This is a genomic window from Hyella patelloides LEGE 07179 (assembly GCF_900659865.1).
Classification (GTDB): domain Bacteria; phylum Cyanobacteriota; class Cyanobacteriia; order Cyanobacteriales; family Xenococcaceae; genus Hyella; species Hyella patelloides.
Map to the genome: position 1 here is coordinate 1 of NZ_LR213857.1, position 24,530 is coordinate 24,530.

Annotated in this window: 19 protein-coding genes; 8 read left to right on the plus strand and 11 right to left on the minus strand. The window is 37.7% G+C overall.

Going from position 1 to position 24,530, the window contains the following annotated elements:
* The first annotated feature begins 85 nt into the window (after nt 1-85).
* On the plus strand, nt 86-640 hold the full coding sequence (locus H1P_RS15370; RefSeq protein ID WP_186375986.1) for a cysteine hydrolase family protein: 555 nt from the start codon (nt 86-88) through the stop codon (nt 638-640).
* A 130-nt stretch (nt 641-770) separates the two neighbouring features.
* On the opposite strand, the gene H1P_RS15375 is transcribed toward H1P_RS15370, so the two are convergent.
* Nucleotides 771-1,979: an HhoA/HhoB/HtrA family serine endopeptidase gene (locus H1P_RS15375; protein ID WP_144868658.1), complete on the minus strand. Its 1,209-nt coding sequence runs from the start codon at nt 1,977-1,979 to the stop codon at nt 771-773.
* A gap of 294 nt (nt 1,980-2,273) precedes the next feature.
* Here H1P_RS15375 and H1P_RS15380 point away from each other — a divergent pair, with 294 nt between their 5' ends.
* The 4 genes from H1P_RS15380 to H1P_RS15400 all read left to right on the plus strand — a co-directional run bounded on the left by H1P_RS15380 (nt 2,274) and on the right by H1P_RS15400 (nt 8,574).
* Nucleotides 2,274-2,804, plus strand: coding sequence for a DUF421 domain-containing protein (locus H1P_RS15380; protein WP_144868661.1), 531 nt, complete (start codon nt 2,274-2,276; stop codon nt 2,802-2,804).
* 232 nt (nt 2,805-3,036) lie between these two features.
* Nucleotides 3,037-6,282, plus strand: coding sequence for an efflux RND transporter permease subunit (locus H1P_RS15385; RefSeq protein ID WP_144868664.1), 3,246 nt, complete (start codon nt 3,037-3,039; stop codon nt 6,280-6,282).
* Nucleotides 6,283-6,308: 26 nt separating this feature from the next.
* Nucleotides 6,309-6,488 carry a histidine phosphatase family protein gene (locus H1P_RS15390; protein WP_144868668.1) on the plus strand — a complete coding sequence of 60 codons (180 nt, stop codon included), beginning with the start codon at nt 6,309-6,311 and terminating at the stop codon, nt 6,486-6,488.
* A 481-nt stretch (nt 6,489-6,969) separates the two neighbouring features.
* Entirely contained in the window at nt 6,970-8,574 is a 1,605-nt protein-coding gene (locus tag H1P_RS15400) for a calcium-binding protein (protein WP_144868712.1), read from the plus strand.
* Between the two features lie 267 nt (nt 8,575-8,841).
* Here the strand turns inward: H1P_RS15400 and H1P_RS15405 are convergent, their stop codons facing one another.
* The 4 genes from H1P_RS15405 to nthB form a co-directional block, all read right to left on the minus strand.
* Entirely contained in the window at nt 8,842-9,813 is a 972-nt protein-coding gene (locus tag H1P_RS15405) for a CobW family GTP-binding protein (protein WP_144868674.1), read from the minus strand.
* Nucleotides 9,800-10,156 carry a nitrile hydratase accessory protein gene (locus H1P_RS15410; RefSeq protein ID WP_144868677.1) on the minus strand — a complete coding sequence of 119 codons (357 nt, stop codon included), beginning with the start codon at nt 10,154-10,156 and terminating at the stop codon, nt 9,800-9,802. The genes H1P_RS15405 and H1P_RS15410 overlap by 14 nt, the downstream gene beginning before the upstream one ends.
* A 168-nt stretch (nt 10,157-10,324) precedes the next feature.
* Entirely contained in the window at nt 10,325-10,954 is a 630-nt protein-coding gene (gene nthA, locus H1P_RS15415) for a nitrile hydratase subunit alpha (protein ID WP_144868680.1), read from the minus strand.
* 288 nt (nt 10,955-11,242) lie between these two features.
* Nucleotides 11,243-11,995 (minus strand): nitrile hydratase subunit beta, encoded by a 753-nt coding sequence (gene nthB, locus H1P_RS15420; RefSeq protein WP_144868683.1) that lies wholly within the window; start codon nt 11,993-11,995, stop codon nt 11,243-11,245.
* 671 nt (nt 11,996-12,666) lie between these two features.
* On the opposite strand from nthB, the gene H1P_RS15425 reads away from it, so the two are divergent.
* Both H1P_RS15425 and H1P_RS15430 read left to right on the plus strand, forming a co-directional pair.
* The gene (locus H1P_RS15425) at nt 12,667-13,602 is read left to right on the plus strand and encodes a lysylphosphatidylglycerol synthase domain-containing protein (RefSeq protein ID WP_144868686.1); all 936 of its coding nucleotides are present in this window, start codon (nt 12,667-12,669) and stop codon (nt 13,600-13,602) included.
* 61 nt (nt 13,603-13,663) lie between these two features.
* Nucleotides 13,664-15,217, plus strand: a complete 1,554-nt coding sequence (locus H1P_RS15430) for a phytoene desaturase family protein (RefSeq protein ID WP_144868689.1) — start codon at nt 13,664-13,666, stop codon at nt 15,215-15,217.
* Nucleotides 15,218-15,336: 119 nt separating this feature from the next.
* Here H1P_RS15430 and H1P_RS15435 read toward each other — a convergent pair whose 3' ends face one another.
* The 4 genes from H1P_RS15435 to pilM form a co-directional block, all read right to left on the minus strand.
* Entirely contained in the window at nt 15,337-17,739 is a 2,403-nt protein-coding gene (locus tag H1P_RS15435) for a secretin N-terminal domain-containing protein (RefSeq protein WP_246141718.1), read from the minus strand.
* Nucleotides 17,740-17,789: 50 nt separating this feature from the next.
* Nucleotides 17,790-18,536, minus strand: a complete 747-nt coding sequence (locus H1P_RS15440; RefSeq protein ID WP_144868694.1) for a type II and III secretion system protein — start codon at nt 18,534-18,536, stop codon at nt 17,790-17,792.
* Nucleotides 18,533-19,282 carry a PilN domain-containing protein gene (locus H1P_RS15445; RefSeq protein WP_144868697.1) on the minus strand — a complete coding sequence of 250 codons (750 nt, stop codon included), beginning with the start codon at nt 19,280-19,282 and terminating at the stop codon, nt 18,533-18,535. Before H1P_RS15445 ends, H1P_RS15440 begins: the two co-directional genes overlap by 4 nt.
* A gap of 215 nt (nt 19,283-19,497) precedes the next feature.
* Nucleotides 19,498-20,589: a type IV pilus assembly protein PilM gene (pilM, locus tag H1P_RS15450; protein ID WP_144868700.1), complete on the minus strand. Its 1,092-nt coding sequence runs from the start codon at nt 20,587-20,589 to the stop codon at nt 19,498-19,500.
* Between the two features lie 426 nt (nt 20,590-21,015).
* On the opposite strand from pilM, the gene H1P_RS15455 reads away from it, so the two are divergent.
* Nucleotides 21,016-22,302, plus strand: coding sequence for an ABC transporter substrate-binding protein (locus H1P_RS15455; protein ID WP_246141719.1), 1,287 nt, complete (start codon nt 21,016-21,018; stop codon nt 22,300-22,302).
* 168 nt (nt 22,303-22,470) lie between these two features.
* Here H1P_RS15455 and H1P_RS15460 read toward each other — a convergent pair whose 3' ends face one another.
* Nucleotides 22,471-23,526, minus strand: coding sequence for a hypothetical protein (locus H1P_RS15460; RefSeq protein WP_144868703.1), 1,056 nt, complete (start codon nt 23,524-23,526; stop codon nt 22,471-22,473).
* A partial coding sequence (locus H1P_RS15465; protein WP_246141721.1) for a hypothetical protein occupies nt 23,513-24,530 on the minus strand: 1,018 nt, incomplete at its 5' end. The genes H1P_RS15460 and H1P_RS15465, both read right to left, overlap by 14 nt.

Sequence of the window (24,530 nt, forward strand, 5' to 3'; positions counted from 1 at the left end):
AGGGCTTATCAATAAACTATTCGTTCAATTTCAGCATTAAACTAAATGTTGAGCTTGATGTCTTAAATTTAGTTGACACAATAGAATGGAAAAATTGCCAGACAACACAGCCCTATTAATCGTAGATGTTCAGGTAGGGTTTGACGATCCAAAATGGGGACAAAGAAATAATCCCCATGCCGAAGAGAATATCTACAAAATACTTCAACATTGGCGACATTTGAATAACCCAATCATTCATATCCAGCATCTATCTATTAAATCAGATTCCCCTTTAAGACCAAATCAGCCTGGCTGTGAATTTAAAGAGATTATTTGTCCGCAACAAGACGAAATAATAATACAAAAAAACGTAAATAGTGCTTTTATTGGAACTCAATTAGAAAAGCATTTACAAGAACAAGCAATTGATTCTTTGGTAATTGTCGGTTTAACAACTAATCATTGTATTTCAACAACAGCAAGGATGGCTGGTAACTTAGGCTTTCAGACCTTTGTTGTCTCAGATGCCACAGCGACATTCAACAGAAAAGGAGCAGACGGAAAACTATATTCAGCCGAAGAAATACACGATGTCTCTTTGGCTAATTTACATCAAGAGTTTGCCACGGTTATTACGACTGGGGAACTATTAAAGTGAAAGGGTACAAGTGAAAAAGATTGATTCTTGTTTATCACCTCTTAATTTAATGAAAAAAAGCGATAAGCTTCGGACATAGCCTTACTTATCGCCTGTATTGTGTGAGGAAAATTATAAAATTAATCAAATACTAGCTGTTGGGTTCTTGAGGTTGAGGAAGTACTCCAATTTCGACTTCAGTATCTATTCGTCTACCGTCTCGTTGCAAACCAAGAGCAAGCTGTTCGCCGACATCAGTTTTTGCTACTGCTTGTTGTACTTCTTCGCTTTTAGTGATGGTTCGATCGGCGATTTCTTGAATAATATCGCCAGTTCTCAATCCTGCTCGATCTGCTGGAGAGTTAGGAACAACATCGACAATTAAAACTCCCTCATCTACATTTACTTCCAAATTTATCTGGCTTTTCAACTGCTGTTTGATTTCTGGAGAAAGCTGCGCCATTTGAATACCTAAGAAAGAATGGTCTACTTTTCCCTTGGCTATTAGTTCTTCAGCAACATCTCTGGCTGCATTAATCGGAATGGCAAAACCGATACCTTGAGCGTTTTGAATGATGGCGGTGTTGATACCAATAACTTCTCCTTGAGCGTTGAGTAATGGGCCTCCAGAGTTACCAGGATTAATTGCAGCATCGGTTTGAATAAAGCTGATTCGTTTGTCTGCTACGCCCACTTGCGCGCTGCTTCTACCTGTTGCACTAACGATACCCGTGGTTACGGTATTATCTAAGCCTAAAGGATTACCAATAGCGATCGCCCATTCTCCTGGTTGTAACTCTTCTGAATCAGCAAAGTTGACGGCTGGTAAGTCTTCGGCTTCGATTTTAATGACTGCTAGATCGGTAAAAGAATCTGTTCCCATTACTTTCCCTTCATGGGTGCTACCATCTTTGAGAGTAACTGTAACCCGATCGCTACCGTCTACTACATGAGCATTAGTCAGAATTAAACCATCAGAACTGACCACAAATCCCGAACCTAAACCTCTTCGAGTTCTTTCGTTAGGAATATTGGGCATTTGCGAACCAAAAAACTTACGGGAAAAAGGATCGTTAAACATCTCAGGAACGTTAGTTGAGACGGTGCGAGAAGCATCGATCCGCACTACCGAATCACCTACTTGATTCACTACATCGCTAACGTAGTTTTGAGGAACAGCAATTGCTATTTCTGATTCAGAAGTGTTTTCAACGGTTGAAGTGATTCCTGTGGTGTCTTTGGCAATACTTTGAGAGCCACTCATTAAGTAGTTTCCACCCAAAGCTAAACCACCGCCTAAAAGAACTAAAGATAAAGAGGTTGTTGCTTTGTTCCAGATTACTGATTGTTTTTTTTCCATAGTATTTTTTATTGTTTGTAACTGCTTAAGAAGATTTATGTTTTTTTAATAGATTAAAGATCGCTAAACATCTTTAATTGGTTCTGCTAGATAGTTTTAGTATTTTCTGTCTTGCTATTTCTGATATTTCTAATTTAGATGGACGATATGACTTTTTTGTGACAATCTTTTGAATTTGAGATGATATTTTAATCGTCTTAAATTTAAGGTTCGGTTAAGTAAAGAAAACCGAACATGAAACAATAAACCTCAAGTATCTATCCACTATCATTGAGGAAATATTCATCGATAATAATGATTCCCTCGTTAAAACAAATAGCCAATTTAGCTTTAGGGCTAGATGCTCAACAGTTAAATTTTTGGCAGATGGGATTGAGAGCAGCCATTATCTATGTCGCTGCATTAATCATGGTGAGAATAGTAGGCGATCGCCGTTTTATCGGCAAATATGCTGCTTTTGATGTCATTCTCAGTATTATTTTTGGTTCTACTCTGAGTCGCGCTATTAATGGAGGTTCGGCTTTTTTTGCCACTATTTTTGCAGGATTTGTCTTAGTAGCAATGCATTGGCTATTTTCTGCTTTTGCTTTTCACTTTACTCAATTTGAAAATAAAATTAAGGGGCGATCGCTTATATTGATTCGGGATGGGCAGCTTTGTCTTAAGACAATGGCGGTTTCTCACATAACAAAGCAAGATTTAGAATCTACTTTACGTCTCAAATGCCAGATAGATCGATTAGAACAGGTAGATCGAGCCTGTTTGGAAAGAAATGGCGATATTAGCTTTAGTTTGAGCACAAAATTAACGAAAGATAGCCAATAAATGAAGGATGAAAGATGAGGTATTATGGCTTTCAATCACTACAGTTTCATAGACAAATATAAATAATTCCTATTTGTATTGAGAATGTTCTTACTATTTCCATTAAGAGTCAATATTTTCTAAGATCGATCGAGAATCCTCAGCCAGTAGTCAGTGAAAAGATACAAAAGAAAATACACCATTGCTACTTATCAAAAAGAGATAACCCATTTTATTACCCCTTACTTAATTAATGACTCTTCCTAATAATTCAATTAGCGCGCACGCGCACGCGCCAGCTTCGCTGTCCGCAACGCGCCTCACCTTCAGTGAGATCGCCATTCGCCGTCATATCGGTACCTTAATGCTGACTTTAGCAATAGTTGTGGTTGGTGTGTTTTTTTTGTTTCGCTTACAGGTAGATTTATTACCTGCAATTACTTATCCCCGTATTGGGGTGAATGTAACTGCGCCTGGGGTAAGTCCAGAAGTTGTTTTAGAGGAGATTACCAAACCTCTGGAAGAAGCGTTAAGTGCAACCGAAGGGGTCACACAAATTTACTCTACCACCAGAGACGGATCGGCAAGGCTTGATTTATATTTTCCTCCAGGGAGTAATTTAGATCGCGCTTTAACCGATGCTACAGCTACTTTTAATCGCAACCAAGATCGTTTACCAGATTTAGTTACCGAGTCGCGTTTGTTTAAGTTTGCACCTTCCCAACTACCGATCTATGAGTTTGCGTTGGAATCAGAGTCTTTAGAAGATGGTAAGTTACGGGTGTTTGCCGATGAAGAATTGAGTCGAGAATTAAATGTAATTCCTGGAGTAGCTGCGGTAGATATATCGGGAGGGGTTACCGAAGAAATTAAGTTAGAGGTAGATTTAGAAAGGTTACAGGCGTTAGGAATTGGTTTTGATAACGTAATTGATACTTTAACTCAAAGCGATCGCGATGTGGCAGGGGGAAGGTTACAAGAGGTATTGGGAGAGCCTTTAATTCGCACTTTGGGAAGGTTTAATTCTGTAGAGGAGATTGCTAATTTATCTCTTGATGTGGGAGAGAATAATCGAGTTTATATGAGAAATGTTGCGACATTAACTGATGGTGATGCCGAACAAAGGGTATTTGTCACTTTAAATGGACAACCTGCGGTTAAAGTCAGTATTGAAAAACAACCAGATGCCAATACGGTTACGGTAATTCAAGAACTTGAAAATAGGTTAACTCAGTTACGAGAGTCGGGGTTAATTCCTGATGATATGCAACTGTTGGTTACCAAAGATGAATCCCAGTTTATTATTAACTCTATCACTAATGTAGCGATCGCTGGTATCACGGGAACTCTTTTATCAGCGATCGCAGTTTTTTTGTTTTTGGGTTCACTACGTCAGACTTTTATTATTGTGACGGCGATACCTTTAGCGACTCTGGCTGCAATTATTTGCATGAAGTTATTTGGTTTATCGATCAATATCTTTAGTTTGGGTGGTTTGGCTTTAGGGGTGGGTATTGTGGTAGATAATTCTATCGTGATGCTGGAGAATATTTCGCAACGCATTGATGAAATTGATGATGATGATAGAGACGTTTCGACGAGACATCTTCACAAAGAAATAGGAGACGGAAACAATCAACAATATTCGCAGAAAGCAAATATTTTACAGCAATCGATAAGAGCAAGTGAAGAGGTGGAATCGGCGTTAATTGCTTCTACTGCCACGAATTTAGTAGCAGTATTGCCTTTTTTGCTAGTAGGCGGTTTATTTTCTCTCTTATTTCGCGAATTAATTCTGACTATTAGTTTTGCGATCGCTGCATCTCTTCTTTTAGCGGTGACAGTTGTACCGATGTTAACTTCTCGTTTATTAGCAATTCCCCAATCGAGTAAAGTTAACAAGTTACCGTTTTTAATTTGGTTTGAAAAAGGATTTAGGGGTCTAACTAATATTTATCGGCGTATTCTACAAAAGATAGTTAGTTATCGCATATTTGTGCTTATTTTAGTATTTTTGGGGTTAGCTGGTAGCAGTTACGGGATGTATCAGCAACTATCTCAAGAGATTTTACCCCGCATCAATACTGGTCAAGCATTCATGTTTGCTAGCTTTCCTCCTGGTACAAATTTAGCTACTAATAAAAGAATCATGGAAGCAGTAGACGAGATAATACTGAATCAACAAGAAACCGAATATACTTTTACTACTAAGGGGGGTTTTATTTTTGGCAATACAACTATTGAAAATTTATTACGTAGCTCCAGTAATATTACTTTAAAACCCAATACAGACTTAGAAAGTTTTATCACTAAAATTCAAACAGAATTTCAACAACTCAATTTAGTAGATACAACCCTACGGGTATTTCCTCAAAGGGTGCGGGGGTTAACTTTAAGTAATTCTCCTGTGGGTGGAGAGATCGATTTAGTTTTACAAGGGACAGATATTAGCTTATTAGAAAGTACAGGAGAGAAAATACAAAAAATACTCGAAGAAAAAGCTATTTTAGCCAGTTTTCGCCCCAATACCGACCCTAGACAACCAGAAATTCAAATCATACCTGATCGAGAAAAACTAGCAGATGTTGGTTTAACAGTGGAAGATTTAGGAATTACAGTACAAAGAGCGATCGCTGGTGCTATTCCCACTCAACTGCAAAGAGAGCAGCGTTTAATCGATATTAGAGTACAGTTAGACCCCGATTCGCGTCAAAGTATTGCTGCTTTAGAGAGATTACCCTTACTTACCAGTGATAACGGTGCAATACAACTGAGAGATGTGGCAAATTTAACTTTTGGAGAAGCACCAGGAGAAATTCAACGCATCAATCAGCGATCGGTTTATATTATGGAGGGAAGTCTCAATGAAGATGCCAACCTCAGTGATGCAATTGCTGAATTAAAAACTATTTTGGCAGATATTGATTTACCAGAAGGAGTGGTTGTTTTACCCAGTTACGCAGAAGCATCCAGTAAGGAATTGCAATCAGCTTTAAAAATACTAGGGGGTTTAGCTGTATTTCTCGTATTTGTGGTGATGGCGGTACAGTATAATTCCCTAATCGATCCTTTAGTTATTTTACTTACTGTACCTTTAGCATTAGCAGGAGGTATTTTAGGACTTTATGTTACTCAAACCGCCGTAGGTGCCACAGTGTTAGTAGGGGCAGTCTTACTAGTAGGTATTGTAGTGAATAATGCGATCGTCATGCTAGAAAAGGCTAATCAAATATATCACGAACAAAACTGCTCTCGGAAAAATGCCATTATCACAGCAGCTACTAGCAGGTTAAGACCTATTTTAATGACTACTATCACTACTGTATTAGGAATGTTTCCTTTAGCTTTGGGAGTAGGACAAGGTTCGGAATTTTTGCAGCCTTTAGGTGTGGTGGTGTTTTCTGGATTGGCTTTAGCAACCTTGCTAACTTTATTTATTATTCCTTGTGTTTATGTTTTGGTTTATGGTTTAGTGAAGGTTAAATCAGGTAATGGGTAGTCAGTAATTTAATAACTTCATAGATAATGAAACGAGAATTTTATCTAGTTCGGCATTGCCAAGCTACAGGGCAAGAATCAGACGCACCATTAACCAAACTCGGAAAACAGCAAGCGATCTCACTAATAGATTATCTGACTGATTTTGATATCAAGCATATTATTTCCAGTCCCTTTTTAAGAACGGGTTTTATTTCATTTTTTTGAGAGTCTGACGCAATACTGTTCGGTTAGTATCTCAAGTTATTTTGTCCGCCCCCTAAATCCCCCAATCCTGGGGGACTTTCACAAATATAACTCCCTCAAAGTTGGGGGCTGGGGGGCTTAACCGAACGGTATTGGAGTCTGACGTACTGTTTCATGAGATATGCTCTCAACATAATTTAATTCCACCATTCTGTCGGCTAACATTCTCAAAGTCCATCTTTCACTCCCTTGAGGTGAGTCTCTACAGGCGATCGCTAACAAAGGCACTTACCCATTTCCATCTAATTTTCGGAATTTTGGTGTGCATGGAGATTTTCGATTCAAAGCAGAATCAATTCCTAATTCGACAAATTTTTGTCTTACTCGTTTTTTCCCTTGATTTTTTTTGGGGGAATGAACGATTACAACCTTATTTTGCATATTTATAACTGAAGAATCGTAAGCTTAATCAAATAAATCAAATTAATCAGGAACCAAAACTATGGCTATTTTTAACGGTGGAACTGGTGACGATCTTATTAATGGAACTGATAATAATGACGTGATCAAAACTCGTCTTGGTAATGACACTGTGTTCGCTGCTGGTGGTGACGATCGAGTCAGAGGAGGAAAAGACGAAGACTCTCTTAGCGGAGGATCGGGAAACGATACTCTACGAGGTGATAATGGGAACGATACTCTCATTGGTGATACAGGTAGCGATCTTATGATCGGAGGAGCGGGAAATGACCTTCTAGTCTGGAATAATGGCGATGGTAGTGACATTATCGAAGGCGGTTTTGGTTATGATACGGTACAAGTTAACGGTGCTGTGGAAGACGGAGATAATTTTGAATTAAGAGCTAATGGTCATCGTGCTGAGTTTGAAAGACTCAACTTAGTTAACTTCGAGCTTGATGTGAATGATGTAGAGCAATTTGAAGTCAATGGTCTTGGTGGAGATGATACTCTGACTGTTCAAGATTTGACTGGTACTGATGTCAGACAAGTCGTCTTCAACGGTGGAGATGGCAATGATTTACTCGATGCTGAAGAAACAACAACTCAGATTATCAGTGAAGGAGGAATGGGTAACGATACTCTGATTGCTGGTACTGCTAATGACACTCTTTCTGGAGGAGCAGGAAATGACGAAATAGAAGGAGAGCAAGGAGACGACACCATGATTGGTGGTCAAGGCAATGACACCTTGGAATGGGATGATGGTGATGGGAGCGATCTGATGAGTGGTGGTGAAGGAACCGACACCATTGAAGTAGAAGGCTCTCTCTTAGAAGGTGATGAATTTGTCTTACAACAAGATGGAGAGCGAGCAATCTTCGACCGCGTTAATTTAGGTCAATTTACCCTCACTGTAGATACTTCTGAAGTATTTGAAGTAGAAGGAGAAGGTGGTAACGATATGTTCACCGTTGGAGACTTATCCAATACAGATGTGGAGCTAGTCACTTTTGAAGGTGGAGAAGGTAATGACCTTTTTGATGCTAGTCTAACTAATGTCTCAATCATGGCTGATGGTGGCGCAGGAGATGACACTCTCAATGGTAGTAATGGTTTAGATACTCTAGTTGGTGGTCAAGGCTCTGATAGTTTTGTCTTTGACGACGATCCTTTCAAAGGAGATCAGAACGTGATAGCTGATGATGATGTGCGTCAAGTAGTAAATCAACCCTATGAGTTAGATGACTTTACCATTGCAGACGATCTGTTTGTGATTGATGCTCAAGACTTCAATATTGAAGGTTCTGTGGAGTTGGTCAACGGTACGATAGACGAGTTAACTGGCTTAGCTCAAGGTGTTACTGATGCCAATGTAGTGGTGGTTCAAGATGGATTTGCCAATGCAGGAGCAGCAGCTAGCGCGATCGCTGAAACTGGGGTTGCTCAAGATGCAGGTGCATTTGTCTACTTTAACGAGAACTTACAAATCAACCGTTTAGTTTACTCCGAAGATTTGGGTGTTGGCACGGCAGACATCTCTATTTTAGGAAATATTAATACTCTTAATGGTGATGATGCTCTCAATGCTTTACCAGAATTTAGTGAAGACAACTTTGCTTTTCAAAATGAAACTGGGTTTTCTTAACTACTGGTCAGTCAAGCTTGATTTGAAGGATAAAAATAGGAGAAAATAAACCAATTGAGAGAATCGCTGAATGGGATAATGCTTAGCTTACTAAAGGATAACTGGTTGAGTATGCGTTTGCCTTAGCAGGAAGTCTGCAATCAAGACCATAATGAGCCAAAGTAGGTAAAGGTAGTAAGCATAAACCCCAGAAAGCAATTAATTATTGATGCTTTAGAAACAATTTGATTAGAATATTGTTTTTTCATTTTCTTTTACTTGCATAAATTACACTAAACAAGAGAGAAATCCTTCTTTAAGCTGCATCTGATTCAGATTGCGCCCAATAAAAACCAATTCGTTAATACGATCTTCTTGGGGATTCCAAGGCTTTCCTGGTCTACCATCTAGTGTCATGTGTACTCCCTGAAACACAAACCTTCGATCTTCATCATCTACATTGAGAATACCTTTCATGCGGAAAATATCCTGTCCAATCGCCTGTACCAACTGATAAAGCCAGCGATTCAGTTTATCACCATCGACGATACCTGTTTGACTAATCGCAATTGAAAACACTGATTCATCGTGTTCGTGTGCGTCTTCATCGAGAAATTCAGGATCGATTTTGAGTGCGTTTTGTAAACTAAAAGCTTGAACTCCTAATAATTTGTCGAGATCGATATTACAATTTTGGGTTGGGTAAATTTTTGCGATCGCATTTAAACCACGAATTTTAGTTGCTAATTCCTCTAATTGTTCGGATGTAATTAAATCGGTTTTGTTGAGTAAAATAATATCTGCAAAGGCAATTTGTTCTTGTGCCTCGCTACTTGACCAATGCTTTTGAATATGTTTAACATCAACTACCGTAACGATCGCGTCTAATTCTGTCTGCTGATATAAAATTTCATCGACAAAGAAAGATTGAATTACAGGAGCAGGATCGGCTAATCCAGTGGTTTCGATTACCAGGCGATCGAATCTATCTCTTTGTGCCATTAGCTTACCAATTAAGCGGATCAAATCTCCTCTGACAGTACAACAAATACAACCATTATTCATCTCTAAAATTTCTTCGTCAGCATCAATAACTAACTTATTATCGATGCCAATTTCGCCAAACTCATTAACAATAACGGCAATTTTTTGACCGTGTTCTTGAGTCAAGATGTGATTGAGTAAGGTGGTTTTACCTGCTCCTAGATACCCTGTTAAGACAGTTACAGGTATTTTAGTCAGTCTTTTACTTCTTCTCATTTTGTTGGCAATTTAGTAATTCTGCGGTGCGTTGTTCCAATTCTGTTTCGTCAATCAATTCCGATTCAATTGCCATCCGCTCTAGAGCAATCAGCCAACGCTGATAATAATCCCAACTAGCATCGGTGAGATCGTGTTGTGATTCCCATTCAGCGATCGCAGCTATTAATTCTTGGCGAAAATCTTCCCATTCATAATGTCCTTTTTTCGCTAGAGCCAGTGCAATGCCAAAAGCCAAACTTTCCCAATCGCGATCGAATTTTAATTCACCATTACTTCTAGGGGGAGATTCTTCGCTACCCATTAAGCTAGTGGCTGCAAAGTGTTCAAATCTAAGTTGCATTTAGTTTTTTGTCCTTATGTTCTAGATCGTTATTTATCGATTATTAAAATGCTCTTTCAATCAAAAAATGATAGGTAAACTCAATAATTAAATCTTTTCCCTTCAACTTCATCCTTCATCATTCATCATTCATCCCTCATCCTTCATCATTCATCCTTCATCCTTTACTTAAGCGGTCGGTGATTCTACTAAAGCGACACCCATCATGGCTTCTGGTGTCAGCAGGGTAGCTAATTCCGCCTCACTCATACCTTCTGTACCAGAGGGTCTTTGGGGTAAAACAAACCAACGAATCTGTGCGCTACTGTCCCAGAGACGAATTTCCACATCTTCAGCTAACTCAACTCCAAATTCTTTTAAGACGGCTCTTGGCTCTCTAGCTGCTCTGGCGCGAAAAGTAGGGTCTTTATACCAATAGGGCGGTAACCCTAGGGTGGGCCAAGGATAGCAAGAACAAAGGGTACAAATAACTAAATTGTGAACTTGAGGGGTATTTTCGACTATTTTCATGTGTTCCCCTTCTGCGCCCGACATTCCCAGGGGCAAATCCATTTCAGCGATCGCAGTATTGCAATCTTTCAGCAGTCTGGCTTTAAATTCAGGATCGACCCAAGCTTTGGCAGCAATTTTCGCACCGTTAAAAGGGCCCATTTCTGTCTCAAAATAGTCGAGAACCTTATTAACAGTTTTGCTAGAGATGATACCTTTTTCAATGAGTAACGATTCTAAAGCACGAACGCGAGCAGCACTATAAATTTCGCGCTCTCTATCGTAACTAAAACCGTCATATTCAGTCATATTAATTTCTCCTTTTTGGGATCGCAATACGTCAATAGTCTAAGAACTTAATTGGCTTAATTGGGCAACACATTTAGGAAACAGATCGTGGAAAGTAAAAGTGTCTTAACCTTTGTTAGATAAGTGTTGGGTTGTAATTGCAGGATCGATTCATGAATTAACCTTACAAAGCCTCAGATGTTTCTCTCAAATTTAAATTACCCAAAAAATTCAACTGGACACACTACTTATTCTGACTCCTAATATTATCCCCCTTAATGGAACTCGGTGACTTAGTGACTTCTGGTTTCACTCCTCGTACTTTTCCAGATAGGTTTCAAACAAATCGTTGTAGTAAAAATTATTGGCTTCTGCCATTTCTCCCCATAATTCACTCGCTGCAAATTTGACGTTATAAACTGGCATTGGTTTGCCTAAACCATCTGTAGTAGGAAAAAAGTAGGTGTAGGGAGCATCATAAACCACATCAATTGTGCCGATTTTACCCCGTAGGTTTCCTGGTAAACGAGTATGTTCCCCAGGAGGCAGATCTTTTACCCGAATGGTATCCCCCACAGCAAATTTAGGAGTAACTGCGACATCTCTTTGAGGAGAATCTCCCTCTCGCAGATATTTAATTATTTGTTCGTCGATCGCAGGTTCTGGTTTATTGGGTAAAGGTGCGTTGTCTAAATTGCCATCTTTCAAATAGAGTGCAGTTTTCGTATTTAGTTCTTCTTCAGTGATGTAACCTTCATCAATAAAAAAGCCAGAAATCCCCCCTAACCATTTTTCGTAATAGCGAAACTTAAAATAGTCAAAAGGATTCATTGCTTCTGCGCCCTGACGCAAATGTCCCCAACTCCAGAAACTATTAAAAGAAGTAGGTACTGTACTTAGGGAATAATTAGGTAACGAATCGGTTTCTAAATGATTACTCAATGCCATCATCGCCACATGAATCCCAAAAATTCTTTCTTCCCAGGGAACAACAAAGACTCTTTTTTGGAAATCTATTTTTCCCAGGTTTTCTAATCCTGCTAAATTGTGTTGTAATTTCATGAATTGTTAGTGGTAAATAAACTGCGGAATACGATTGTTACTATTGTTGCTAATACTACACCTCGTTCAAGAAGTCAGAAGTCAGAAGTCAGAAGTCAGAAGTGTTTTTAAGTCGGAGACTGAAACTCACGACTTAAAAAATACCAGTTATAGAACTGGGAGTCTTAAACTCAGAGCTAGCACCGATAACCAATCAGTTTACAAAGATGACATTTTTTATTTTATTGATGATTTTTATCATTAATAGCAATCAAGATCGCTACAAACTTTTTAAGTAAAAATAATAATGACTTATTTCTTTTTTGGGCATTGCTATTACTTTTACCCTATTTTTTTCTTTTACAAGTAATGATAAAAACAACAAATTAAGCTTTATTTGAATATAAAAATTAATTGTAAGTTAAAGAGTAAAATAATTAATCTTTAATTGTTCTAGCAGCTATTTTGGCTCACCTTTTATGCTTTTGCCATAAAATTATACACTCAATTCTTGTAATTAGTTAACAGTAAATATTTTTAGTAAAATGTATTATATGATACACAAACAATTAGACTTTATCAGTAATTATTACGAATAAATGCTTTTTGTAACAAAATTATAAATATTCTTCCTGCAATCTAATTCATCAGTAACAAACGTTTATTTTTTAACACTGATTAAGTTGATATCTATGAAATTACAAGCTTTATTAAAAAGATGTATTCCTATTATTAGTATATTATTTTTTGCTGTTTTTTTATGGATTTTAAAACAAGAATTAGGTCAATATAGTTTTTCCGATATTAATGCTAGTTTATCGGCAGTTACTAAGCGCAAACTAAATCTTGCTATTTTACTAACCATTATCGGTTATTTTGTTATTTCCCATTACGATAAAATTGTTTTTCTGGCGGATGAATATCCCTTAAAAAACCGAAAGATTTTAACTACAACTTTTATCAGCTATGCTGTTTGTAATAATCTAGGATTTACCTTATTAATTGGGGGTAGTATTCGCTATTATTTTTATAATTATTATCGTGTACCCAAGAAAACTATAGCTAAAACGATCGCTTTTAGTAATTTAAATTTTTGGTTGGGATTATTTGCCGTGGGGGGAATTACTTTTATGATTCATCCTGTAGCGATTCCTCAATTTTTACAGATTCGTTTTTTAACAGTTCGTCCCCTTGGTAGTATTTTCCTGATTTTAATTAGTATTTATCTCTATTGTTCTTATCAAAAAATAGCTTTAACTTTTAAAGGAAAAACCCTTGTAATTCCTCGCTTATCTATTTCTTTAGCTCAAATTATGGTTTCTGCCTTAGATTGGGCGATCGCATCTGCCGTATTATATGTTTTACTTCCTACTTCTAGTAATTTATCTTACGGGGCTTTTTTCGGAATTTATTTATTAGCAATTACCGCCAAAGTTATTAGTAATGTTCCTGGAGGCTTAGGGATTTTTGAAACGGTTATTATCTATTTTCTACCACAACCAATTATACCTACAGATGCTTTAGGTTCTCTTCTAGCTTATAGGGGAATTTATTTTTTACTACCTTTATTTACTTCTCTAATTCTTTTGGGGCTTTACGAAATAAAAAAAATAATAAACGATAAATAATAACTGATAAAAGTTAAACCAGTCGTTAAAATAACTGTGTGATAATTCTTTCTAGGAATCAATGAGTTTAGAACAAAAACAGACGACGGATGTAATAGTAATAGGTAGCGGTATTGGTGGCTTGTGTTGTGCTTCGTTACTAGCCAAATATGGTTTTAAAGTAACCGTATGTGAAAGTCATAGTATAGCTGGTGGTGCAGCCCATAGCTTTGAAAGAAATGGCTACAAATTTGATTCGGGTCCCTCTTTGTATTCAGGGATGTCCTATTCTCCCTCCACTAATCCTTTGAAGCAAGTATTGGATGCCATTGAAGAAGATGTGTCATGGGTTAATTATGATATTTGGGGTTGCTTGTTACCAGAAGGTAACTTTAATACTGCGGTGGGTGCAGATGATTTTTGTACGATTTTAAAAGATTTGCGGGGAGAACAAGCGGTTCGAGAATGGCGTAATTTACAAGCTACGATGAAACCATTAGCAGAGGCGGTTAATGCAATCCCCCCTTTAGCCATTAGATACGATTTAGCAGTTGCGATCGCTATTTTACAATATTTACCTGCTACACTATGGCATACTCCTAATATTATTCGCCTCACTGGTGCTTTTAGCAACATTATGGATGGGGTGGTGCAAGATGAATTTATTCGCAATTGGTTAGATTTACTCTGTTTCTTACTCTCTGGTTTACCCGCCAGTGGTACGAGTGGTGCTGAGATGGCATTTATGTTTGCTGAGTGGTACAAACCTGGAGTGGTTTTAGACTATCCTGTAGGTGGTAGTGGTGCATTGGTAGATGCTTTAGTCAGAGGTTTAGAAAAATATGACGGAAAGCTATTACTTAGTAGCCATGTAGAACAAGTAGTAGTGGAAAATAATCGTGCAACAGGAGTTAAATTAAAAGGAGGCAAATCAATCACCGCTACCAAAGCTGTCATTTCTAATGCTTCGGTGTGGGATACTTTAAAACTATTACCCGATGGTGCATTACCCAAAAGCTTTATTCAAGAAAGAGCCAACACTCCCGAATGTGAAAGCTTTATGCATCTTCATTTAGGTATTGATGCCACAAGTTTACCCACAGATTTGCAATGTCACTACATTATCGTTAACGATTGGCAACAAGGAGTTACTGCACCCCAAAACGTAGTAGTAGTCTCAATTCCTTCTGTTCTCGATCCTTCCCTTGCACCATCAGGAAAACACGTTATTCATGTTTACACCCCTGGTAACGAACCTTACCAATTATGGCAAGGAATAGAACGCAATAGTGAAGCCTATCAAAAACAAAAAAAAGCCCGCGCCGAAATAATGTGGCAAGGCTTATCAAGAATCATACCCGATATTCGCGATCGCGTTGAAGTAGAATTAGTAGGCACACCCCTAACCCATAGTCGTTTCTTACGCCGTCATCATGGTTCTTATGGTCCTGCTATCGAAGCAGGAAAAGCTCTGTTTCCTGGAGCAAATACCCCTTTACCTGGTTTACTTTGCTGTGGTGATTCCACCTTTCCTGGTATTGGTTTACCCGCCGTTGCAGCCAGTGGCGCAATTACAGCTAATACATTAGCACCAATAGACAAACATCTGCAAATGCTGAAAAAAGTCATTCAATGATGAAATAGTCAGTAGAGACGTGATACATCGCGTCTCCAGATACATCGTGTCTATAACAAGATAAGTAACAAGTACCGCAAATATTAGATATGACTGATAACAGTTTACTGTTTACTGAATTATTCAGGATTATTAGGTAAATTCAACCCACCTTTTCTCAACATTTCACGAGTATCTTTACTAGGTTGATAGTTGTATCCAAAATCAGCCTGTTCATCAATAATTTCAGGAGTTAGCAAGACAATAACTTCTGCTCTTTCATTGGTTTTGTTTGTACTGCGAAATAAAGAACCCAATAAAGGAATATCACCCAAAATGGGTACTTTGGTTACAGCAACTCGTTCTTGGTCTTGAATAATCCCAGATAAGATAAGAGTCTGACTATCTCTCAAACGAATCAAACCAGAACTAACTTCTCTACGACTTAAAAGACTGATTAAGTTGATTGCATTTCCACTATCAAATTCTTGCTGTGAAGCGATAGAGCTAACGGTAGGACTGACAGATAAGGCAATAAATCCATTATCATCTATTCTTTCTACATTAACGGTAACGGTTAAACCAGCTTCATCGTAAATAGGAGTGTTGGTAGTGACACCGTTATCACTAATATTGCTATCAATTCCTTTAATAATGTCTTGAGTCAGCTTAACAGTTGATTCTTGTCCTTCTTGTACCACTACAGTAGGGTCAGTAAGAATTTTAGCATTACCACTAGTGATTCTAGCTTCTAACTGAGCCAAAAATCTTTTAGGAAATTCGAATAAACCAGGCAGACTGTATTCATACTCTACAGTGTTGTCTTCTATATTAGGAGAAACATCTATAATTCCAGGCTGAAAAGGATTATCCAAGGTTCCAAAGTTTGGACGAGCATAGGGACTAGTACCATTGACAAATTCATTAGAACCAGTATCGATACCGCCATAAGGTGCTTCTTGAATATCAAAGAATGGTTCTAACTCTGCTCCTGGAACGTTGAATGGGACTACAGCAGGAGAAAACTGGCTTGAGTTGACTTGCGATTCGCTTGGAGGTCTAGTATCGCCAAAATTGAGAACGGCAGAACCATTATCCTGCGTGTAAAAAGTATCACCAATCCCAAAAGAGAAACTGCTGTTAAAAACATCTTGATTGAGTAAGTTAACATCAATCACTTTAATATTTACAGCTACTTGGCGACGACGAGCATCTAATTGAGTGAGAAAGGCAGTCGCCATCTCTACTTTGCGGGGTTCCCCAACTAAAGTAATCGAGTTCATTCTGTCATCTGTAGACACCTGTAGACCTCGAAGTAATAAAGCACTGGTGCTGTTTTCTTCATCATCTGCTGCGCCTCCCAAATCTTCTAGTGTTGCAGGAAGTTCTTTACGCTGTACTACTCTACCAGTTTCAGGATCGACAGTTTCTTCGACTTCTGTAGTTAGTCTTTGTCCTTGCCCTCCTTGGCTGGCTAAAAACAAAGCTGCGTTTTCGGCTCTGACTTGATTGAGTCTAATAGTACGACTAATTAAATTACGAGCTTGAGCGGGTAATTTTTCGCCAATATAAATGATATTTCCACGACGACTAGCAGTAAGATCGGAAATTAAAAGTATAGAGTCAAAGACTTCTTGTACCGTTTGATTTTCGAGGTCAAGAGAAACGATAGGTCCTTCGACAGCATTTTCGTCATCTCCCCCTTGTTCTTCTTCGTCAATAGCAAAAACGATATTTAGTCCTGCTTGTCTGGCTAAGAGAGAGAGTACTTCTCTAACTGGTGCATCTCTAAGAACTAAACGAGGAACAACCGCACTAGAACCTAAATCAACAGTGTCAGGAAAGGTACTAATGTTAGAGACTGCCATGTCTCCTACTGGAGGAGCAACGGCTCTGGGAAGATAGGGTTGGTCGTAGGAATTCTCTGATTGAAGATTACTATTTAAACCATCAGATTGATTGCTAATAATGATCTCAGGGTTGGGAACTAAAACATCATTATTTTGGTTATTATCTGTGACTTTATTAGTTACTTTGTCTTCATCTTTAGTATTTTTATTTGTTACTAAAGAAGCTATACTATTTTTAAAGCTAGTAATGTTAGAAGAGAAAGGAAATTTATGTAGTAAAGAATTATCTTCTTTTTCTAGATTGAAGCTAACTACAATTTCTGAATCCTGCTGTTCAATAACTGGTTCTAATGCAAGACTGGAATCTTTTATTAGAGTGATTTTTGTATGTTCTTTATCAACTCGATCGAGAGTAATTTTCGAGATACCAGGAGCAGGGTTTGACTGCTGAAAAACTTCTTTTTGAGTTAAACCGAGTTTTGTATTGAGAATTGTCGTTTCGAGAGTTTTGCCTCCATCGACCGTAACAAAAGAAGAAACAAAATTATCATTGTTATTCAGTTCTAATTTTAATTCTAAACCCTGTTTTTTATTTTCTAGATCGACTCCTGTAATTTGCTGTGATGCTGCAAAAGAAGGTGCTGCGGTTAAAAGAATTGTAGTACTTACTGTTAGCCAACTTAAATAATTCACTGTATAATGCCTCAGTCAATAAGATTAATTGTAGATTGTGAGATGAATGTTTATTTTTGATCCTCTTTTTGAGCCTGCTCTTCAGCTTTTTGGGCTGCTTCTAGCTCTTGTTGACTGCGAGGTAAAATCGCGTCTATTTTTAAGCTAGTAGTTAAAATAGCTGCATTTTGAGGAATAATTTCATTCTGATTGCTGGTTAAAATTGCTGTAGGTTTTTCGCTTACTTTAGAACTGTAATTTTGGATCATTAATAAAGGCTGTAATCTTTCAATATCTTGAAGAATAGCCAAAGTTTGATTGTATGTTGCTGTAATATCAAGAGAAAAGCCTTTACGTTTTAGTTTTCCATTAACATCGCTACCCAAAGAAGAATCATTAATAACAGAGATTTGACTATCAGGACTATATTTTACTAATTCACCTTGATTAGCACTAATAAAGCTATTAAGATCGATTAATAAAGTTTCCAAATCTTCTTGACTGGTAAACATAGCAGTTACTCTAGATTTAAGAGCTTTTTGTTCTGCTATATCTGCTTTCATTTGCGCCATTTTCTGCGGAAAATCTACTTGCTTCATCTGGTCTATTTGAGCTTGCTTTTCATCAAGTTGTGATTTTACTCCTTGATATTTTGTTCTCGCCTCACTAGCCATATTCATGTAAATGTAGCCAGCACCTACAAGACCAGCAACACCTACAACAATCCCAATTATCATTGGGGTAAAAGTAATACCAAATACTGTAGGGTTATCGTCTTCCAAACCTTGTTCTTCTAGAAAATCATCAGCAAATGTCATTTAGTTATAGCTCCTTTTTTTTGAAGAGTTTTAAGTCGAGTTAGTAAACCAATAGAACCTTTATTATTAAGTTCTTTGATTAAGCGAGAAGGAGGAGTATTACTCAATTGGGCGGTAATATTGTAGCTAACTCCTTCAGGAATAGTGAAAGAAACGTTATCGGGAAGTTCTTCTTCGTTGGTAATATCTATTTGTAAACGACCAGCATTAACATTCCCTAAAATAATCTTTTTTTTATCAAAGAATGGCGATCGCTGTAAAAATAAGACAAAGTCATTGACATCATCAAAAGAACGAGCCGAACCACTAATTTGTAGTTTGAGATCGTTACCTGAACCACTTTGAGATAAAGAATTTACCTGGACACCAGGGGGAGTGCGATCGCTGATTTCTTGTAAAACAGCAGACCAAGGACGAATCCTTTCAAATACTCCCACTAAAGCCTTGGTTTCTGCTCTGGCTTTTTGGACTTGTGCTTCCATTTCTTCGAGGCTTTTGTTTTCCCCTTGTCTTTTGGCTATTTCTGCATCTATTTGTTGGATTCTACTTTCGGCTTCAGCTTGTTTGCTTTCAAAACTGTTGGCATAGTTCCAAGAGGAAAAGACAGCTACCACAGCCACAATTCCTCCCACCAAAATAGGAATTTTTTCCGCAATGGGGGTTGGTTTTTTTGGGGCTTTAGTTATTGTTTCTGTTGACGTATCTAGACCCCGATCTTTGAGGAAATTAATGTCTAAAGGATACATAAAATTAACCTGATAAAATTTATTTTTTGTGTGTTGAGGAGCGACCCCGCGCCTCCCCCATTCGAGATAAATGGGATAATATCAGCGGACAGAGGTGGGAACGGGCGTGAGGTTTCCTCGTCAATTTAAGACCTCCGTTGGAGATTTCTGCAAAAAACAGCCCCGATCCAAGGGGGGAACACGCGAGTTTGATATCATAATCGTAATTACTCAAATTAAGCTAAATCTCGCATACCTAAACCGAGAGCAATTCCTAAACCAGAACGTTCTTCTTGAGGAACGCTATTACCCACTTCAATAGCTAAAGCAGCAATTGGGTCTACTGGCATAGCAGGTAAATTTAATCTCTGAGTAAAAAATTCATCAATTTGTTGTATACTCGCTCCAGGTCCAGCAACAATTAATTGAGCTATTTCTAAACCATCACTTTGATTGAGATAGAAATTAATAGAACGCCCTAATTCATCGGCGAGTTCTCCTACTATTTTTAATAATGCCGATGTTCCAGTATGAATTTCAGAATCGCCATCTTGAGGATCGGGAAGTAAATTAATTTCATGAAGCAAAGCAATATCTTCGTCTGGACTACCCATTCCTTGAGAAAGAGCATTTTGCATTTGATAAGTACCAATAGGTACAGTACGAGAAAATTGAGGCACTCCTTCTACGATAATGGCAATTTCTGTACTGTCAAATTCAATATCAACGAGGACTACTGCTTCTTGAGAACCAAATTGTCGGAGTTGTTCTTTAATAGTTCTAATAAGAGCAAAACTATTAATTTCTAGGACTTTTACTTTAAGTTCTGCTTGCTCAAAAATCTCTAAATAAAGGTCGGTAACTTCTTTTTTAGTGGCTACTAATAAAACATTTACTTTTTCGATTCCGTCTTCATCCATAAAGTAACCTAATTTGACATAATCAAGGTCTACTTCTTCTCTGGGATACGGTAAATGCATCCCTGCTTCGTGAACCATAATCATGTCTTTTAGTTCTTCTTCATCTAATTCGGCTGGAACAGGAATAATGCGAATGATTGCTTCTCGCATGGGAACTGCGGTAATGACCTGTTTGGCAGAGATACGATTTTGTTGGAAAGTGTCTTTAATTAGTTCTGATAAACTTAGAGAATCAACAATTTCACCGCCTTCATAAACCCCATCGGGCATTAATGCAGAAACATTTTTTTGGAGTTTATATTGCTGACCTTGCTTGACAATTTGAGTGATATTAATTTTTTCGGGATTAATTTCAATCCCTACAACATCGCTGCTTTTGGCAAACAAGTTAGTTAATTTGTTTATCATTTATTTATCCTCAATAATCGAACTTAAATAGATTAAATTTTTACTAATAATTTTTGTAACTGCTACTTTAATTATGGTTAATGGTTATAAGATACAAAATTTTAGTTTGATCGATAATTTTACCAACGGTCAGAGCAGGTTTCGTCCACTTAAGGCGGAGTCCCGTCAAGCGGGATCGAGATATTTTCTAACTTGCCAAAGTTTATTTTGTGAGTTAAATACAGCCACTATTTGGGTTAATCTTAAGCAGCCATGTACGACATTGTAGCTGCTAAATTTGCAATTCAAGATAAGTGCATATACTGAAAAAAATCATTAATATGTAAGAAATTATGGTTAAAATTACGGATAATAGTTTAAAACTTCATCAACTGAGTAGCAATTAATAGCTTAGTTATTGTCTTATAAAGTAAGGAAAATCAAGTGGTGAAAACAAAGTTTAGTCTAGTAATCTTTTTGGGGTTATTTTTGAGTGTCTTATCAGGCTGTGGTTCTTCTTCTAACACCAACACTCAAGAAGTGGAGTTTTGGACAATGCAACTTCAGCCCCAGTTTACTCAATATTTTTCCAGTTTAAATAGTAATTTTGAACAAGATCGCGAGTCTACAATTCGTTGGGTTGATATTCCTTGGTCAGCCATGGAAAGTAAAATTTTAACGGCTATCTCTGCTAATACTGCTCCAGATGTCGTTAATCTGAATCCTAATTTTGCTTCTCAATTAGCAACTCGTAATGCTTGGTTAGATGTTGATGAAGTGATTTCTCCTCAGCAGAAAGATACCTATTTGCCTCGGATTTGGCAAGCTAGTAGTCTGGAAATCTGTCAAGATGATAGCTGTGAGTCTACTACTTTTGGTATTCCTTGGTACTTGACTACTAGGGTGACAATTTATAATCAGCAACTATTAGAACAAGTTGGTATTGTTGAGCCACCCCAAACCTATGAAAAATTAGCGATCGCAGCTAAACAGATTAAAGCGAAAACTGGTAAGTATGCCTTTTTTGTTACTTTTGTTCCTGGTGATTCTGGGGAAGTGTTAGAGTCTTTGGTACAGATGGAGGTTACTCTGTTAGATGAGGAAGGAAAGGCTGCTTTTAATACCCCTGAAGGAATCGCTGCTTTTCGCTATTGGGTGGATTTGTATCAACAGAAATTGTTACCCCCAGAAGTATTAACCCAAGGACATCGTTATGGAGTAGAACTTTATCAAGGAGGAGAAATCGCCTTTTTATCTTCTGGTGCTGAGTTCTTAGAAGCGATCGCCACCAATGCCCCTACTATAGCTAAGGTTTCGGCTACTGCACCCCAAATAACAGGTCAAACAGGTAAAAAGAATGTTGCAGTGATGAATTTAGCCATACCCCGTAACACCGATAAACCTGAAGAAGCACTAAACTACGCACTGTATGTCACTAATACAGAAAATCAGTTAGCTTTTGCCAAAGCTGCTAATGTTCTTCCCTCCACTAAAGAGGCGGTAGAAAAATACATTCAGGAGTTATCCACCCAAGAAACAATTACCCCTGTAGAAGAAGCTAGAAAAGTCAGTGCAATGCAATTACAGGATGCAGAAGTATTAATCCCCGCAATGGATAATCTTCAGGTATTGCAAAAAGTAATTTATGAAAATCTTCAAGCAGCGATGCTAGAAGAAAAAACTGTCGAACAAGCCGTTAAAGATGCAGCAGCAGAATGGGACGCTTCATTATGAGCAATGAGGCAAATAAAGTAGCAACGAGCAACGAGCCACTAATCACTGGTAACTGGTAACTGATAAGCGATCTCTGTCAACACCGTGATTAGAGAGGGCTCGGAGCGCGTTCCCTTGCGCCTTGCGTCGGCGCGGGTTCGCTCCGCTAGCCGTCGCCCTCTCTCACGGTCAAAACCATTCTTGAGTGCGATCGCCTTGCGGTTCGTTTTTTTTGCGATCGCTTTCAGGATTATCTTTGTTTTTAAAGCCAAAATTACCGTCTTTGTGAGAGGAGCTTGTTAAGGAGCGATCGCTAATGGCATCACTGGGAGCGAGATACCCTAATGCTTGTAAGAAATTACAACCCTTATTTTTCACCATCGTTGCCTGATGCAATGTTACTTCAATATCTCCTTTAACTTTGTTGCTAATTACCTGGGATAAATTTTCTTTAGGAGATGTTGCTGCTTTTGTTGCTAATTTTTGATGGCTATTGTTTATTTTTTTTATAGCACAGCCTTCTATTATTTCGGGAGAATCATTAATTGCGGTTTGATTAAGAAAAGGACTGTTAACAATATTTCTGATACTTTGATCTCCCAAACATACTGATATTGATTTTTGGCATAGCGCAGAAGCGATCCAAAGTTTATGCTTTTGTTCTAAAGTATTGTGCCACAAATAAGTTTGGTAGGGATATTTTTCTTGATGATTAATTTGTTGGGCTAGTTCTAAGGTGTCATGAGCTTTAACTTCTTGATTCTCAAAATCTAGACTTTGATAGTCATTAAAAATTGGTTTTTTACTATCTTTATAGTATTCTTCAACCCACCATACTTCTAGAATATATTGATATAAATCTTGAAAACTTTGTAAATTTTGTTCTGCGAAGGGCGGAAAATCTAATAAACCTTTTCTACGATCTAATTGAGTTACATATCCGACAAAAACATATAGGGGTCTACCACGATTATCCTTAGAAAGTAAATCGATTATGTCTCGATCCATATTTACCAATAAATCTCTCACCATACAGGTAACGCCTACTACACAGTGAGTTTCATTTTTAAATAAAGACCATCGGGGATGAGATGATAGCTTATTGGCTTGGCTAAAAGTAGCTAAAACATATTGAGCAGCCCAATCCTTTTCTTGGGTAGTAAAATCTTGTGGAATTGTAATAAAACGAAAATCTAAGTGATAGCTACGACCATAAATAATCGCTGCCCATTTATGTTTGTACATCTGCTGTTACCTCTGCTGTTACCTCATTGCCACCAACAAATAATGAAACTTGTTGCAGTTCTTGTGCTAGTAATTGCATATTGCTTTCAATTAAATTAATTTCTTCATTACTGATTTCTAATTGATTTAATTGATGCCGTTTCTCTCTTCTTTTAAGCCATCTTAAAACAGGATTGAGTTGCTTATTTTTCTCGATATTTTCTGTTAATACAACCCGTCTACCTTTAATAGTTAGACCATAAGCTCTCAACTGAGAATAAACCGCAAACACTACGGGTAAATGAACATTAACAGGTACAATCATGCCACTATCTGTATCTGCTTCTAATTCTTTGCCCAAACTGACAGGACAGATCATGACCAACCATCCTGAATCGGGTGTAAATAAAGCTTGAAATAGTTTTTTGATATCTTCAATAACTTCTTCTTTTTTGCGATGATGACAAAGATCGTATTTGGTAATCAGAATGGCGATTGGAAAAGGTTTATTAGTAGTTGGTCGATACTTATTACTAATATATTGTTGCAAAAATTGATTCATGCGATCGCTTTTAATCTCTCGCACCGTAGTAGGAGTTACTTGATTTTGTAAATATTCTCCTGAAATAGTCAAAAAAACACATTCAGAATCGCTAAGATACTGACTTAATTCTTGAACATCCTGTTCATTAGAGCGATCGCTGAGAGCTAATCCCCGATAATCAATCCACTCAAAGCTCATTATGGGGCGAAAACCATAGTTAAAATCAAAGAAACAATGTTCGACAACTCCTGCATTTGGAGGTGGCCAACGATCTGCACCCTCTATAGAGATCAATTGTTCCCATCTTTCAGTTAATTCCAAATCGAGATCGATATCTTTTGCAGAAAGAGTAAAACCTCTCATCCCACTTTGCATAGCTGCATACATTCCCAAAAGGTAACTGGTTTTTCCCGCACCAGTTGTACCTAGCATGGTTATTTTGATATCTTTTAGTTTCATAGATAGTTGGGCAAAATAGGGT

Bases quoted from the DNA above. Each gene is read 5' to 3' on its own strand.
- H1P_RS15370 (WP_186375986.1), top strand. From the start codon at position 86: ATGGAAAAATTGCCAGACAACACAGCCCTATTAATCGTAGATGTTCAG.
- H1P_RS15375 (WP_144868658.1), bottom strand. From the start codon at position 1,979: ATGGAAAAAAAACAATCAGTAATCTGGAACAAAGCAACAACCTCTTTA.
- H1P_RS15380 (WP_144868661.1), top strand. From the start codon at position 2,274: ATGATTCCCTCGTTAAAACAAATAGCCAATTTAGCTTTAGGGCTAGAT.
- H1P_RS15385 (WP_144868664.1), top strand. From the start codon at position 3,037: ATGACTCTTCCTAATAATTCAATTAGCGCGCACGCGCACGCGCCAGCT.
- H1P_RS15390 (WP_144868668.1), top strand. From the start codon at position 6,309: ATGAAACGAGAATTTTATCTAGTTCGGCATTGCCAAGCTACAGGGCAA.
- H1P_RS15400 (WP_144868712.1), top strand. From the start codon at position 6,970: ATGGCTATTTTTAACGGTGGAACTGGTGACGATCTTATTAATGGAACT.
- H1P_RS15405 (WP_144868674.1), bottom strand. From the start codon at position 9,813: ATGAGAAGAAGTAAAAGACTGACTAAAATACCTGTAACTGTCTTAACA.
- H1P_RS15410 (WP_144868677.1), bottom strand. From the start codon at position 10,156: ATGCAACTTAGATTTGAACACTTTGCAGCCACTAGCTTAATGGGTAGC.
- nthA (WP_144868680.1), bottom strand. From the start codon at position 10,954: ATGACTGAATATGACGGTTTTAGTTACGATAGAGAGCGCGAAATTTAT.
- nthB (WP_144868683.1), bottom strand. From the start codon at position 11,995: ATGAAATTACAACACAATTTAGCAGGATTAGAAAACCTGGGAAAAATA.
- H1P_RS15425 (WP_144868686.1), top strand. From the start codon at position 12,667: ATGAAATTACAAGCTTTATTAAAAAGATGTATTCCTATTATTAGTATA.
- H1P_RS15430 (WP_144868689.1), top strand. From the start codon at position 13,664: ATGAGTTTAGAACAAAAACAGACGACGGATGTAATAGTAATAGGTAGC.
- H1P_RS15440 (WP_144868694.1), bottom strand. From the start codon at position 18,536: ATGACATTTGCTGATGATTTTCTAGAAGAACAAGGTTTGGAAGACGAT.
- H1P_RS15445 (WP_144868697.1), bottom strand. From the start codon at position 19,282: ATGTATCCTTTAGACATTAATTTCCTCAAAGATCGGGGTCTAGATACG.
- pilM (WP_144868700.1), bottom strand. From the start codon at position 20,589: ATGATAAACAAATTAACTAACTTGTTTGCCAAAAGCAGCGATGTTGTA.
- H1P_RS15460 (WP_144868703.1), bottom strand. From the start codon at position 23,526: ATGTACAAACATAAATGGGCAGCGATTATTTATGGTCGTAGCTATCAC.